This window comes from Emticicia oligotrophica DSM 17448, assembly GCF_000263195.1.
Lineage (GTDB): Bacteria > Bacteroidota > Bacteroidia > Cytophagales > Spirosomataceae > Emticicia > Emticicia oligotrophica.
This window is the reverse complement of the sequence record NC_018748.1, coordinates 4,330,158-4,343,480: the sequence shown is the minus strand read 5'-3', so window position 1 is coordinate 4,343,480 and position 13,323 is coordinate 4,330,158. Positions and strand designations below refer to the sequence as shown.

Here is a 13,323-nt window from a genome sequence, read left to right as displayed (position 1 = left end):
AATTGTTAGCAATAATGGCAGAACTTAAGCACAAATACTCATTTAAAAACTAAATCACTCCAATGCCTTTGGACTTTTCTTATAATAATTGTTGCTAAAACAAGTATTTTTCGAGTATGAAAGAAAATTTGGTTTAAATGTTGTTATGCCAAATAAATTTGGTATTATATTGCAATGTGTTTATCTATACTCAAGCTATACATATACGTTTCAAAAGATTATATGGGTCGTAGATAATTACAATTTTACAACAAAATCACTGTCGGAAAACAAAGCATTTCGTGTTTAACAACATGCTTCGTCCGTTAGGTACAATTTTAAATCACTATTTTTTTGTACGATGACTGAAACTGAACAAGTTACAGAGCAACAACAAGGTTTATATCGCTCAGATTTTGAGCACGACGCTTGTGGTATTGGCTTTAGAGCTCATTTGAAAGGACGCAAGTCGCACGGGATTGTAGCCGATGCGATTAAAATGCTCGAACGCATGGACCACCGTGGTGCATGTGGATGCGACCCTAACACAGGTGATGGAGCAGGTATTTTACTCCAAATACCTCATGAGTTTTTCTTAGATGAATGCCGTAAACTCAATTTCCATCTTCCACCAATAGGAGAATATGGTGTTGGTATGATTTTCTTCCCAATGGATGAAACCGAGCGTGAAGAATGTCGTGCAATTTTGAATCGTAAAATTGAAAAACTTGGTTTAGAGTTACTCGGATACCGTATTGTTGATACCAAAGGAGATATTCTTGGTGAAGGTTCAGGTTCAGTTGAACCACAAGTAGAACAAGTATTCATCAAACGTCCAGTGGATATTACTGAAGAAATTGATTTTGAAAGAAAATTATACATACTACGCCAATATGCCTCTCGAGTAATTAAAGATGCAGTTGTTGGAGCTAAAGAACATTTCTATTTCTCATCGTTATCTTGCCGTACAATTTCTTATAAAGGCCAATTAACGACAGAGCAATTAAAATATTATTTCCCAGATTTATCAAACAAATCTGTTACATCTGCATTTGCAGTTATTCACTCACGTTTCTCTACAAACACATTCCCTTCTTGGAAATTGGCTCAACCATTCCGCTTTATTGCACATAATGGTGAGATTAATACTGTAAAAGGGAACGTAAACTGGATTCGTGCTGGAGAAAAATCATTCATTTCTGAATTCTTTACGAAAGAAGAAATGGATATGATTTTACCAATCTGCGATGCAGGAAACTCTGATTCTGCTCAATTAGATAATGTAATTGAATTACTATATCTTTCTGGCCGTTCATTACCGCATGTAATGATGATGCTTGTTCCTGAAGCTTGGGATGGCAATGAAGCAATGGACCAAGAAAGAAAAGCATTCTATGAATACCATGCGGCCATTATGGAGCCTTGGGATGGTCCGGCTTCAATTTCATTTACTGATGGAAAAATGGTAGGTGCTACACTCGATAGAAATGGTCTGCGTCCATCTCGTTATTGGGTATTAAACGATGATACTGTTATCATGGCATCTGAAGCTGGTGTATTAGATATCGACCAAGAGAAAGTAGTATCTAAGGGACGTTTACAGCCGGGTAAAATGTTTGTAGTAGATATGGAACAAGGCCGTATCATTCCAGACGAAGAAATTAAAGCTGATATTTGTTCTCGACAACCATACCAAGAATGGTTAGATGAAAACAAAATCAAAACCACTGAGCTTCCAAAATCAATTCGCCCATACCAACATTACAGCGAAGATACTTTATTGAAACGCCAAATTACCTTTGGTTTTACATCAGAAGACCTTCGCATGATTCTTGCTCAAATGGCCCAAACAGGTGCTGAAGCGATTGGTTCAATGGGTGTAGATACTCCTTTGGCAATTCTTTCAGACCAAAGCCAACACTTATCGTACTATTTCAAGCAATTATTTGCACAAGTTACCAACCCACCAATTGACTCAATTCGTGAACGTTCGATTATGTCATTGATTTCATTTGTTGGGGCAAACGAAAATATTCTCAAAGAATCGCCAATTCACTGCCGTATGGTTCAACTTGACCAACCAGTATTGACGATTGAAGAGTTTGATAAACTTCGATTTGTTGATTACAAAGGATTCCAAGCAAAAACTATTAATACTTACTTTAATTCAAAAGCAGGTGATATTGGAAAAGCACTAGAATTTGGATTAGAGCGTATTTGTCGTTATGCTGAAGATGCGATTGAAGATGGATTTGAAATCTTGATTTTGTCTGACCGTGCGATTGATAGTGACCACGCTCCTATCCCGTCATTGTTAGCTACAGCAGCCATTCATCATCATTTAATTAGAAAAGGAATTCGTGGTAAGGCTGGAATCTTAGTAGAAGCTGGTGATATTTGGGAAACTCATCACTTTGCAACTCTAATTGGATATGGGGCTTCTGGCATTTGCCCTTATATGGCCTTTGAAACACTTTCTTCAATGAATAAGAAAGGATTAATCGAAGGAGAATTTGATGATTACACACTCAATAAAAATTATATTAAAGCAGTTGATAAAGAGTTGTTGAAGATTTTCTCAAAAATGGGTATCTCAACGCTTCAATCTTATCAAGGTGCACAAATATTCGAGTGTATCGGTTTGAATAAGCAAGTAATTGACAAATATTTTACTGGTACAATTTCAAGAATTGGCGGTATGGGCTTGGCAGAAATTGCAAAAGAAGCCAATATCAGACACCGAGTCGCTTTCCCAGAGGTACCTCAGGAATCAGTAAAACGCTTGGAAGTTGGAGGTGTTTATCAATGGAAACAACGTGGGGAAAGACACATGTTTAATCCTCAAAGTATTCACCTATTACAACAATCTGGTAGAGTTGGAGAAAAAGACCTTGATAAAGGATACCAAATTTTCAAGCAATACTCAAAACTTATCAACGAGCAAACGAAAGATGCTTTAACTCTACGTGGTTTGTTGAAATTCAAAAAAGGAAATTCTATTCCATTAGAAGAAGTAGAACCAGTTGAAAGTATTTTCAAACGTTTTGCTACTGGTGCCATGTCGTTTGGCTCAATTTCTTGGGAAGCTCATACGACCTTGGCAATTGCAATGAACCGAATTGGTGGTCGTTCAAACTCAGGGGAAGGTGGCGAAGACGAAATTCGTTACAAACCAGATGCCAATGGAGATAATTTAAGTTCAAGCATCAAACAAGTTGCATCAGGACGTTTTGGTGTTACAAGTTATTATTTAACTAATGCGAAAGAACTTCAAATAAAAATGGCTCAAGGGGCAAAACCTGGTGAAGGTGGTCAGCTTCCTGGTCATAAAGTAGATGATTGGATTGGTCGAGTTCGTCATAGTACACCTGGTGTGGGTTTAATCTCCCCTCCTCCACACCATGATATTTATTCAATTGAAGATTTAGCACAATTAATTTATGATTTGAAAAACTCAAATCGTGATGCAAGAATTTCAGTTAAATTAGTTTCTGAAGCAGGTGTAGGTACAGTTGCTACGGGTGTAGCGAAAGCACACGCCGATGTGGTTTTAATTGCTGGACATGATGGTGGTACTGGAGCTTCTCCGCTTTCATCTATTCGTCATGCGGGCTTACCATGGGAGTTAGGTTTAGCTGAAACTCACCAAACTTTGGTTAAAAATAAATTGCGTGGACGCATAACAGTTCAAGCGGATGGTCAATTACGTACAGGACGTGACCTTGCAATTGCAGCCTTATTAGGTGCAGAAGAGTTTGGTGTAGCTACCGCTGCTTTAGTTTCAGTGGGTTGTATCATGATGCGTAAATGTCACTTAAATACTTGTCCTGTTGGTGTTGCCACACAAAACAAGGAGTTAAGAGCAATGTTTAGCGGTAAACCTGAGCATGTGGTAAATATGTTTACTTACTTGGCAATGGAGTTACGTGAAATCATGGCAGAATTAGGCTTCAGAACTGTTAACGAAATGGTTGGTCAATCACAATTCTTGGAAAAACGTGATGACATTAACCATTGGAAATATAAGAAAATTGACCTTTCTGGAATTTTATATAAAGAGCCAACTACCTTGGATGTAGCTCAATACAAGCAAGAAGAGCAAGACCATGGTATTTCTCAAGTACTTGATTGGACTATGATGGCAGATGCCAAACCAGCTTTAGAAAGTAAACAAGAAGTTAGTGCTGAATACACGGTTAATAACTTAAACCGCTCAATTGGTGCAATGACTTCTAATGAAATTTCAAAAGTTTATGCAGGTGATGGCCTTCCTTATGGAACTATTCATTACAAATTCCGCGGTACAGCAGGACAATCATTCGGAGCTTTCTCAACAAAAGGTTTAAAACTTGAATTAGAAGGCGATTCAAATGACTATTTTGGTAAAGGTCTTTGTGGGGCAGAATTAGTTGTTTATCCAGATAGAAAGTCAACTTTTAAGGCTGAGGAAAATATGATCATTGGAAACGTGGCATTCTATGGTGCTACCTCTGGTGAAGCGTATATCAGAGGTATGGCTGGAGAACGTTTCTGTGTAAGAAATTCAGGAGCAAAAGTAGTTGTTGAAGGTATCGGAGACCATGGTTTAGAATACATGACTGGTGGTTTAGCCATTATTTTAGGCGAAACTGGAAGAAACTTCGCAGCTGGTATGAGTGGTGGTATTGCTTATGTTTATAATCCAAACAAAACATTTGAAGCAAAATGCAACAAAGAGATGGTTGGTTTAGAAACAGTTGATGCCGAAGATGCAGCTATGCTAAAATCTTTCATCGAAAAACACCAAAAAGAAACCAATAGTGAAGTAGCTGCTCGTATATTAGCTAATTTCGATAACGAAATTCCAAACTTTGTGAAAGTATTCCCAACGGATTACAAGCGAGTTTTATTGGAAAGAAAGAAAAAAGCTGAAGCTGAAAAAGCTATTGCATAAAAAATATTCGTCCTCATTGAAATGAGGACGAATAAACTAAATTATTAAAGAAATACACAAAATCACGATATTAAAATGGGAAAACCAACTGGTTTCTTAGAATTTCAAAGAGAAGCGGCAGCTAAGCGAAACGTTGATGAACGTCGTTTAGACTACAATGAAGTTGAACTACCTGTAGATGAAAATAATACTCAAAAACAGGCCGCTCGCTGTATGGATTGTGGCGTACCGTTTTGTCATAATGGATGTCCACTAGGAAATATAATTCCAGAATTTAATGATGCCGTTTATGAAGAAAACTGGGAATATGCTTATCAGATTTTAAGCTCTACAAATAATTTCCCAGAATTTACAGGAAGAATTTGCCCAGCACCTTGCGAATCTTCTTGCGTATTGGGTATCAATAAACCACCAGTTGCAATTGAATACATTGAAAAATCAATCATTGAAAAGGCTTATGCTAATGGTTGGGTTAAACCAAATGTACCTAAAAAACGCACTGGCAAAAAAGTAGCTGTAGTTGGTTCTGGCCCTGCTGGTCTGGCTGCTGCTTCACAACTAAACAAAGCAGGACATTTAGTTACAGTTTTTGAACGTGCCGATGAAGTTGGTGGACTTTTACGCTACGGTATTCCTGATTTCAAACTAGATAAATCTGTAGTTCGTCGTAGAGTTGAAGTGATGAAAGCAGAAGGCATTGAATTCATTACAAATGCAAATGTTGGAGTAAATGTAAAAGCTTCTGACCTTGTAAGAGACTTTGATGCTATTGTTTTAGCTGGTGGCTCAACCGTACCACGTATGATTGAAATAAAAGGAAAAGAGTTGAAAGGTATCTATCCTGCAATGGAGTTCTTGAGCCAACAAAATAAGCGTGTTTCAGGTATTGAACGTGTGAACGACCATCGTGGTTCTGCATATCAAAATGGTGAATTGTTAGCAACTGGCAAAAATGTAGTGGTGATTGGTGGTGGAGATACAGGTTCTGACTGTGTAGGTACTTCTAATCGTCATAAAGCAAAATCAATTACACAGGTTGAGGTAATGCCTGAACCAGAATTAGACGATAAGAAACAACCTTTCTACCAAGTTCGCTCAGAAGCAACTCCTTGGCCTATGTGGCCGTTGACCAAACGTACTTCTACTTCGCATGAAGAGGGTTGTGAGCGTTTGTTTAGTATCAATGTAAAGGAATTCATTGGTGATGAAAATGGAAATTTAAAAGGTATTTTAATTTCAGAATCTGCTATGTTTAATGGAACAAAAGTAGAAATGAATGAACGTGAAATTCCTTGTGAATTAGCTTTAATTGCCGCAGGTTTCTTACATCCTCAACAAGATATTTTAAGTCAATTAGAAATTGAAGTTGATGAAAGAAAAAATGCTAAAGCACCAAATTATCAAACATCAAATCCAAAAATCTTTGCTGCGGGTGATATGCGTCGTGGGCAATCATTAGTTGTTTGGGCCATTTCAGAAGGTCGTGAATGTGCTCGTAAAGTAGATGAGTATTTGATGGGAGAAACACTATTGGAAGCAAAAGCAGTTTCAATGATTTCACCAGCATACGCTGAAGCTTAATTTATATTATTACACAAAGCAAAGCCATTCTTGAATTTCAGGAATGGCTTTATTTTTGAACAGAATCTAGAAATAAATGCTAAAAAATGTTCTGAACAGTTTTCAAAAAAAGATAATAAACTTGTTAATTACAAACTATTACTGAAATGAAATTGAATGATAAGTTATCTCGAAATTCACGATAACTCATGTTTTATCACACATTTAAATACCAAAGTATTTCTTAATGTTGTTTTGAATTCTTTCATGGACATTTTCACCTGATTGAGGTACAAACTTTTCACCCGAAACATTCTCGTAAAGTTCAATATAGCGATTTGAAATTTCCAATACTTTTTCGTCAGTCATTTCTGGAACAACTTGCCCATCTTTTCCTTGAAAATTATTAGAAATTAACCATTCACGTACAAATTCTTTCGATAATTGCTTTTGTGGTAAATTTTGAGCTAGATTTTCTTCATAACCTTTCTTGAAAAAATAACGGGAAGAATCTGGTGTATGTACTTCATCAATTAAATAAATAACCCCGTCTTTTTCTCCGAATTCATACTTTGTATCAACTAAAATTAAACCACGTTCGGCAGCCATTTCAGTACCTCTCGCAAATAGAGCCAAAGCATACTTTTCAAGTTGAATATATTTTGCCTCTTCAACTAAACCACGTGCAATGATGTCTTCTCTCGAAATATCTTCATCGTGCCCTTCGTGTGCTTTTGTTGTTGGAGTAATAATTGGACTAGGAAGCTTATCATTTTCCTTCAAACCTTCAGGTAAAACAACCCCACATAGTGTTCTTAAACCGCTTTTGTAAGTTCGCCAAGCATGACCCACTAAATATCCTCTTACAACCATTTCAACCGGAAAAGTTTCGCATCGAACACCAATCGAAACATTTGGGTCAGGCGAAGCCAACAACCAATTTGGTACAATATCCTTAGTGGCATTTAAAAACTTTGCAGCAATTTGGTTTAAAACTTGTCCTTTGAATGGTATCGGTCGAGGAAGAACCACATCAAATGCTGAAATTCTATCCGACGCCACCATCACGACTTTATCGTTAAAATCATAAACATCGCGTACCTTTCCACGGTAAAATCCAGTTTGTCCTTCAAAATTAAAGTTTGTTTCCTTAACTGCGGATTGTAAAACACCGCTATTTGAAATTTGAGTCATTATATTGATAAGATATTTATTTACGAAATTTAAGCTTATTCTCTTTTACTTTTATCACCAATCGTTTACTACCTTTTCTTTCTTTGAACCTTGATACCTGCGTTTTTGTGCAAATTGTAATTCAGAATTCTTCATTGACTCTAAAAGTTGTAAAGCCTTTTCTTTACTCATTTTTTCTGGGGTCATTGAATCAAGAATATCTTTTTTTTCTTCTGATTTCTCAGCTTCAGCAGCAGTGTTTGTTTTATTTTCATTATCCGAAGTTGGGCTCTGACTATTTTTTGGAGGAGTTTGGGGAATCTTTTTCCTCAAAAGTTCATAATTATACCGAGCAACTTTATTTCTATCATCTTTTTGCAGAGCAATTTTAAAAAGTTCTAATGCTGAGATACTATCACCACGCATAGTTTCGATTACACCTACTTGTATCATTGCAACCGTAGAAATCTCTACATCATTTAATCTAACAAGCTTTCGATATTCTTCTAAAGCCCTAAGTGTATCATTGATTTTAAAGTAGGCATGAGCCAAATTCAAGCGAGCTTCGGGTTCAAGGTTATATGAAATATTGGCTAGTGACTGGTACTTTTGAACTGATAATGAATAGTTTTTTTTAAAAAAAGCCTTTCCTGCCTCTATTTTCAAAGCATTTCGTTCTTGTACATTTGTTAAAGAACGAATGTTGAGGAAGAGTAGAATTATATAAAAAAACCATAAATTCATAGCTATATTTTAATTGTTCGCACAGTGAACAGTATATCAATAATGATTAAAATTAATGCTAAAAAGACAAAATAATAATATTTATTATTGGCAACTGTCATTTTCCTTGTATCAATCCAGTTACTCTCAACTTTATCAACCTCTTTCAATAAATCAACAACCCCATTTTGTTGATTGTTCAACTGAAAATATTTGCCATTCAAATCCTTAGTGAGCTTTATTAAGTATGAAGCATTCAATTTAGAAATAATAATTTTTCCACCACTATCTTTTTTAAAATCAAGTTCTTCTCTAATCTGGCCTCCTTGTGCAGTGCCCACACCCAAAGTCAAAAGATTAATTTTATTTTTTTTCAATTCTGCTAAGATATTAGAATCAAGTTGCCCAAAATCCTCTCCATCTGTTATTAAAACTACTACTTTACTTTTTCTTGGATTTTGAACACTACTTATCTTAAATTTACTCAAAATTAATTCAAATGCAGAATTAAGATTTGTACCATTTTGAACAAAAAGCTCGCTATTTAATTTCTGAATAAATAACTTTACTGCATCGCGGTCGAATGTAAGGGGACTGTGGGTATAAGCTCCTGAAGAAAAAACTATCAATCCTATTCTATCGGACTTCAACAAATCAATATTTTTAATTAATTCAAATTTAGTTTTTTCTAATCTAGAAGGCTCAATATCAACGGCATCCATTGATTTTGAAAGGTCAAAAACTAAGTATATGTCTTTACCTGTTGCTTGTGCTTCAATTTCGTTGATACCAAAACTGGGTCCTAACAAACCCATTATGCATAAGCTTAAATAAATAACTCTTGTGATAAACTTAAATATCACTGAGCGGGCAGTAGTTCCTAAACGCCTAGCTAATATATATAAACGAATAAAGTAGGTGGCATAAACCAACAAAAAAATGCCTATAAAGACAAATTCGACAATAGTAAGTGGCTTTATCCAATTCATGCATAAAATTATCACTGTTTAACGAGAACCCCAAGAAACTAAGTCAAATTTTCAAATAGTTGACCATTAAAATAAACGATTAAATTAGGTAGTTTGCTTAGTGATTTCAAAGAATAACACTATTACAGATGATTTTTGCTATTTTTGCAAAGTCTAATAGAATTATTCAGTTAATCTAATAAAAGGAGGACAATATCAAAACTAAACTCACAAATACAATTATCTATATTGGTGTTTTATTAACAATAACACCCATTTTTGCTTTATTTTCATACAATTCTGGATTTGGATATGATGCTCTCGAATATTTAGTTATTGGCCGTTCTCTTAATGATGGCTATCAATTGTATGATTTTATTCCATCAAAATCTTGGCTTTGGTATGTATTTGTGCAATTAGGAATTAACCTATTTGGCGGTGATTTTAACCATTTAACAGTTACACTGCTTATTTGTACCTCATTTATTGGCATTGGTATTTCAAGCTATTTCGTTGTTCTTAAACTTACTAAAGATAGCCAACAGGCACTTATTGCATCTTTTCTCTCGCTTATTTGCTGTTTTTTCATGGAAATGAATTTCCTTGAACCTGAAGCCCCAATTGCAATATTGGCTATTTGGTCATTATTATTTCTTTCAAAGAATAAAAACCTAGATTGGTTCGTTGGCGGACTATTACTCGGAATTGCAATGTTGTTTAAAAGTATAGCGATGTTCTACGTTGCAGGTGCAGGGCTATACCTATTTTATGAATGTTTTATTTTAAGAAAATCTTCATTTTGGCAAATTTTTCAAAAAGGTCTTTGTATCCTAATGGGGTTTGCCGTTCCGCTATTACTTTCACTTATTTATTTCAACCAAATAAATAAATTGGACGAACATATTTATTGGTCATACATATACCCTTTTGGCTCCTACCCTGCTCATACATTATTTCTTAAAAAGCTTATTATCAAAACCTTCTGGTTTATTATTCTGACAGCTATTAGCATAATTTTAGCGGCAAGTGTAAAAGAAAAAAGGAAGTATTGGGGAAATACAACTTTTATGCTTTGCATATTTTTTGGGTTAATTTCCTTGGCATCTTTAATGAAAAGTCAAGCCTCTCACTATTTTTATCCTGCGGCTCCTTTTTTCTCAATAATAATCGCATCGGTTTATACTCATTACAGCAAAATATATCAAAAACAGCTTACTAAAGTATATATTTCACTGATTCTATTATTAGTAATAGTAATTGTAAGTATCTTTATTACTCGTCGAGAAGTGATTCAACGTTTAGTAAAAATAGATGATTTTGCTATTGAAAAAACATACGCAAGTACAGTAAATAGAAACCTAAAAAAAGGTGATAAAGCATTGCTTATTGATTTTGGTAGCTTATTTTATTTTCATTCTCATCAATACCCGAATGTTCCGTTCATAAATACTGAAATGCAAACAAGCGATTTCGTTAAAAAACATACCAATATTTATGAACAATCATTGAAAGATACCTCCTTAAAGCTTGTATTATTTGGATTCAGAAGTTCAATAATTGATGATAGTACCAAAGTAAATACCCCTGAAAATAAAATAGCCCTTGAAAAATTAAGGTATGAATTAAATAAGAATTTTACACTCGAAACAGATTCAGTTTTATACATAAAACTCTGGCACAGAAAAAAAACAAAGTAGTTAACCAATAAAAAATATTAAATTTGAATTATTCCAATAAAAATATGCTCCTCTCTGTTCTAATTCCAGCTTATAACGAAATTAACAATATTGAAAATATTCTAAAGAAAATAGAGGAGATAGACATTCCAAAGGAAATAATTGTTGTTGATGATGGCTCAACAGATGGAACGAGAGATTTATTAAATAAGCTAAAAAGTGACACAATTAAGGTAATTTTCCACGAAAAGAATCAAGGGAAAGGCGGAGCAATAAGAACTGCAATTAATCATTCCACAGGCAATATTATAATCATTCAAGATGCAGATTTAGAATATGACCCACATGATTACTACAAGTTAATTCCAGAAGTTGCCAACGGAAAAACGAAAGTAGTTTATGGTTCGAGGTTTTTAAATAAACAAAATAAACACTCTTATTTCTCTTTTTTCTTGGGTGGACAAGTGGTTACGTGGATTACAAATATCTTATATGGTCAAAATTTAACTGACGAACCAACTTGTTACAAAGTTTTTGAGGCAACACTTCTAAAATCAATCAAACTGAATTGTACAGGATTTGAGTTTTGTCCTGAGGTTACTGCAAAAGTTGCGAAATTAGGCTATAAAATACCCGAAATTCCTATCAATTATTATCCACGTTCAATTAGTGAAGGTAAAAAAATCAATTGGAAAGATGGCGTTGAGGCAATCTGGGTACTTCTAAAATATCGATTTGTTGATTAATTCAAATAAAAAAAGCATGACTATTAAACAACTAAAACTTTTTACAGTATCTTATTTACTTATTCCCAATATACTTTTTATTCTAACTTGGTTAAATCTTATTTGGGCAACTTTAGGATTTGTGGCTGCAGTATTTTCTTTTTATAGTTTTTGGAAAAATACAACTAAAAGTCAAGAAAAAGTTAGTGCATTGAGGCTTAGTAAAATAGATGGAAGTACTATATTTTATTTATTTATTTTCACATTAGTTTTAGGAGTATTTTTTAGTTTAGGAAATTTTGGTTTAGGGCAATCTTATGATTATTTTAAGCATAATACCATTGTTAAAGAATTAATCAAGAAACCTTATCCTATTGTTTACGAGAACGAAACTCGCTACGGAATCTTAAACGAACCTGCTATTTTAGGTTATTACATGGCCTATTACTTACCAACTGCCATTATTTGTAAGTTTATTGGAATGGGTCTAAGCAACATTCTGCTTTATATATGGGGTGCCACTGGTATTTTTATTTCATTTTGTTGGTTATACTTTCTAACTCCTAAAAATCTCAATATCATCTTAGTATTTATTCTCTTTCTTTTAGGAGCTACATTATTTAAACCATATTTATACGCCCATTATTTATTACAAAATATAGTTTCACTACCAATTATCCAATATTTTATTTGGCCTTCGGGCATTTCATTCAACTTAATCAATATTCATTATTCACCACAACACCACATTGTTACTACGGTTGGGGTATTTTTTGTTTATTATGAAAGCTTTATAAGAAAGGACAATAAATTCATACTTTATTTTATTTCGCTCTTGCTTATGTGGTCTTTTTTAGGAGCATTTAGTGTAGGTATTATTGCAGGATTCTTGGTTTTATATCGAAGATTCGCCAATTTCTTTAGTCTTGCAAACATTTTAGGGGGTGGAATAATTATCTTCATCATGGCCACTTATTTCCTAGCTCATTTCCAAGACAATAGATTTTCAGGTTTTATTTGGACTTTCTCCGATATTTCTGGCTATTTATATAATAAACCACTCATTTCTATTTTAGCATTAATCGGCTATTGTCTTTTAGAAGTAGGCATCTACTTGTTTTACATGTATCGTCTTTTTTCCTCTAAAAACACTCACAACGACAAGCTAATACTTTTATACTTCTGTGCGGCGTATTTTATTATTTCTCCACTTTATCGAATTGGATTCAATAATGATTTGGCCATGCGTCTGATAAGTACAATCAAAATATTGATTTTTGTACTATTAATCAGCACTTATTCAGAAATGCTAAAATCAAAAATATCAATTAAATTTTTGAGATTTTACATGATATTTACTGTTATTCTTGGCATTTTTAGTAGTATGACTACCCTCAAATGGGATAAAGTACCATCAATTGCAGAGAGTCCGACTATCAATAAAGCTGATATTCCACAAGAAATTTTCTTACAATATTTTGCCAAAAAGAATTCATTTTTCGGGAAATATATAATGAGTCAAGAATCTTCTCAAAAAAATAATAACTAACCAATTAGTAGGTAATTCAATTTTTCGTAAAATTGCA

8 protein-coding genes are annotated in these 13,323 nt (G+C 34.1%); 5 read left to right on the top strand and 3 right to left on the bottom strand.

The window, feature by feature from the left end; genetic code table 11:
- The first annotated feature begins 340 nt into the window (after window positions 1–340).
- The gene (gene gltB, locus EMTOL_RS17995) at window positions 341–4,912 is read left to right on the top strand and encodes a glutamate synthase large subunit (RefSeq protein WP_015030750.1); all 4,572 of its coding nucleotides are present in this window, start codon (window positions 341–343) and stop codon (window positions 4,910–4,912) included.
- A 75-nt stretch (window positions 4,913–4,987) separates the two neighbouring features.
- A complete protein-coding gene (locus EMTOL_RS17990; RefSeq protein ID WP_015030749.1) occupies window positions 4,988–6,493 on the top strand; it encodes a glutamate synthase subunit beta in 1,506 nt (501 codons plus the stop codon).
- Between the two features lie 204 nt (window positions 6,494–6,697).
- On the opposite strand, the gene EMTOL_RS17985 is transcribed toward EMTOL_RS17990, so the two are convergent.
- The 3 genes from EMTOL_RS17985 to EMTOL_RS17975 are packed head-to-tail and all read right to left on the bottom strand — an operon-like array spanning window position 6,698 to window position 9,357.
- Complete coding sequence (locus EMTOL_RS17985; protein WP_015030748.1) at window positions 6,698–7,666, bottom strand: phosphoribosylaminoimidazolesuccinocarboxamide synthase; 969 nt, start codon at window positions 7,664–7,666, stop codon at window positions 6,698–6,700.
- 54 nt (window positions 7,667–7,720) lie between these two features.
- Entirely contained in the window at window positions 7,721–8,389 is a 669-nt protein-coding gene (locus EMTOL_RS17980; RefSeq protein WP_015030747.1) for a tetratricopeptide repeat protein, read from the bottom strand.
- A gap of 2 nt (window positions 8,390–8,391) precedes the next feature.
- Window positions 8,392–9,357 (bottom strand): vWA domain-containing protein, encoded by a 966-nt coding sequence (locus tag EMTOL_RS17975; RefSeq protein WP_015030746.1) that lies wholly within the window; start codon window positions 9,355–9,357, stop codon window positions 8,392–8,394.
- Window positions 9,358–9,701: 344 nt separating this feature from the next.
- On the opposite strand from EMTOL_RS17975, the gene EMTOL_RS17970 reads away from it, so the two are divergent.
- From EMTOL_RS17970 to EMTOL_RS17960, 3 genes are read left to right on the top strand one after another with little or no spacing between them, the layout of a single operon-like run.
- The gene (locus tag EMTOL_RS17970) at window positions 9,702–11,033 is read left to right on the top strand and encodes a glycosyltransferase family 39 protein (RefSeq protein ID WP_052315405.1); all 1,332 of its coding nucleotides are present in this window, start codon (window positions 9,702–9,704) and stop codon (window positions 11,031–11,033) included.
- A 44-nt stretch (window positions 11,034–11,077) separates the two neighbouring features.
- Entirely contained in the window at window positions 11,078–11,758 is a 681-nt protein-coding gene (locus tag EMTOL_RS17965) for a glycosyltransferase family 2 protein (protein WP_015030744.1), read from the top strand.
- A gap of 16 nt (window positions 11,759–11,774) precedes the next feature.
- Window positions 11,775–13,286 (top strand): hypothetical protein, encoded by a 1,512-nt coding sequence (locus EMTOL_RS17960; protein ID WP_015030743.1) that lies wholly within the window; start codon window positions 11,775–11,777, stop codon window positions 13,284–13,286.
- The last annotated feature ends 37 nt before the right edge of the window (window positions 13,287–13,323 follow it).